Consider the following 2266-nt stretch of genomic DNA (forward strand, 5'->3'; position numbering starts at 1 on the left):
GAACTCGATGCCGCGGTCCAGGAGTACGCCGGCCAGGTCGCCCCGCCCCAGGCCCTGGGCCCGCAGGTGGCGGGCCAGCCGGTTCGCGCGGGCGTTCAGCTCCCCGTACGGGACCACCTCGCCCTCGTACACCAGCGCCGCGGCGCCGGGACGGAGCCGGGCCTGCCGCTCGAACAGGCCACCCAGCGTCCCGTCCCCGCCGGGCGCGTCCCCGCGGGCCGCCCGCCCGCTCCACTCCTCCAGCACCCGGCCCCGCCCGGCGTCGTCCAGCACCTCGAACGCGCCGATCGGCAGCCCGGGTTCGGCCACCGCCTGGGCCAGCACCCGGCCCAGCACCGCCACCATCCGCTCCACCGTCGACCGGTCGAAGAGGTCGGACCGGTACAGCACCGACCCGCACAGCCCGGCTCCGTCGTCGCCCCGCAGCAGGAACTCCAGGTCGAACTTGACCGAACCGCCGGACACGGCGCCCGACTCGGCGACCCGCACCCCCGCCAGCTCCACCGGGGCCTCCGGACCCTCCTCCAGCGCCAGGCACACCTGGAACAGCGGGTGCCGGGCCAGCGAACGCGCCGGGTTCACCGCCTCCAGCACCAGGTCGAACGGCGCCTCCTGGTGGGCGAAGGCGTCCAGATCGGCGGCCCGCACCCGCGCCAGCAGCTCCCGGAAGGTCGGGTCGCCCGAGGTGTCGGCCCGCAGCACCAGGGTGTTCACGAAGAACCCGACCAGACCGGCCAGCGCCTCGTCGGAACGCCCCGCCACCGGTGCGCCGAGGGGGATGTCCGTACCGGCACCGAGCCGCGTCAGCGTCGCCGCGAGCGCCGCGTGCACCACCATGAACGGCGTGCACCGCTCGGCCCGCGCCAGCTCCCGCACCCGCGCCAGCAGCTCCGGCCCGAGGTCCACCGGCACCACCCCGCCCGCCTGCCCGGCCACCGCGGGGCGTGGCCGGTCCAGGACCAGCCCCAGCTCCTCCGGCAGCCCGGCCAGGGCCTCCCGCCAGTGCGCCAGCTCGGCGGCCAGCAGGCTCTCCGGGTCCGCCGGATCGCCCAGCGCCCGCCGCTGCCACAGCGTGTAGTCCGCGTACCGCACCGGCAGGGGCTCCCATTCAGGCGCCCGGCCCGACCGCCGCGCCGCGTAGGCCGTCGCCAGGTCGCCGAAGAGCGGCCGCAGGGACTGGCCGTCCGTCGCGATGTGGTGCAGCACCACCATCAGCTCGTACGAGCCCCCGCCGAGGTCCAGCAGCGTGACCCGCAGCGGGGTCTCGGCGGCCAGGTCGAAGGCGTGCCCGGCGGCGGCCCGTACCGCCTCCGCGGCGCCCCCGTCCCCGTCTCCGGCCCCGGCCCCGAGCCCGTTCCCCACGCCGGCCCCCGCCCCGACGGCCCGCACCTCGAAGGCGACCGGGGCCTCGGCCGGGGCGAGCACCCGCTGGTACGGCTCGCCGTCCACCTGAGGGAAGACGGTGCGCAGCGGCTCGTGCCGGGCGGCCAGGTCGTCGAAGGCGGCGCGCAGGGCTGCCACGTCGAGGTCGCCCTCAAGCCGCACCCGCAGCGGCACGTTGTACGCCGTGCCGCCCCGCTCCAGGTCGGACACCAGCCACAGCCGGCGCTGTGCGGGGGAGAGCGGCAGCAGCTCCGGCACCGGCTGCCCGCCCGTCAGTGCGGGCAGCTCCCGCGCTCCGCGCCGCGCGGCGACGTGCCGGGCCAGGGCGGCCGGGGTGGGGTGGGCGAAGAGGTCGCGGATCGTCAGCCGGAGCCCGCCGAGCGCGGCGCCGAGCCTGCTCGTGAGCCGGGCGGCGAGCAGGGAGTGCCCGCCCAGCGCGAAGAAGTCGTCCTCCGCCGACACCGGCCCGGGTGTGGCCAGCAGCTCCGTGAACAGCCCGCAGACGATCTCCTCCAGCGGGGTGCGGGCGCCCCGGCCGGGCCCGCCGGCCGCCGGGACCGGCGCCGGGAGGGCGCGGGTGTCGAGCTTGCCGTTCGCGGTCAGCGGCAGCCGGTCCATCACGACCACCTGTGCCGGGACCATGTGCTGGGGCAGCAGGGCCCGCAGCCGCTCCCGGACGGCCGTGCCCTCCTCCTCGGTGACGGCGTACGCGACGAGCTGCCGGTCGCCCGGCCGGACCTCGCGGGCCGTGACGGCCGCCTGCTGCACACCGGGGAGGGAGAGCAGGGCGCCCTCGATCTCGCCGGGTTCGACGCGGAAGCCGCGGATCTTGATCTGGGTGTCGGTGCGTCCGGTGTAGTGGAGGGTGCCGTGGGTGTCCCAG

The 2266-nt window shown here is 77.4% G+C and carries 1 protein-coding gene; it reads right to left on the bottom strand.

The window, feature by feature from the left end:
• The coding region (locus tag ACIF6F_RS37940) for a condensation domain-containing protein (protein ID WP_399958615.1) at positions 1-2266 on the bottom strand (2266 nt) is incomplete at both ends.

Source organism: Streptomyces sp. NPDC086023 (assembly GCF_044540325.1).
In the GTDB taxonomy this organism is placed as follows: Bacteria; Actinomycetota; Actinomycetes; order Streptomycetales; family Streptomycetaceae; genus Streptomyces.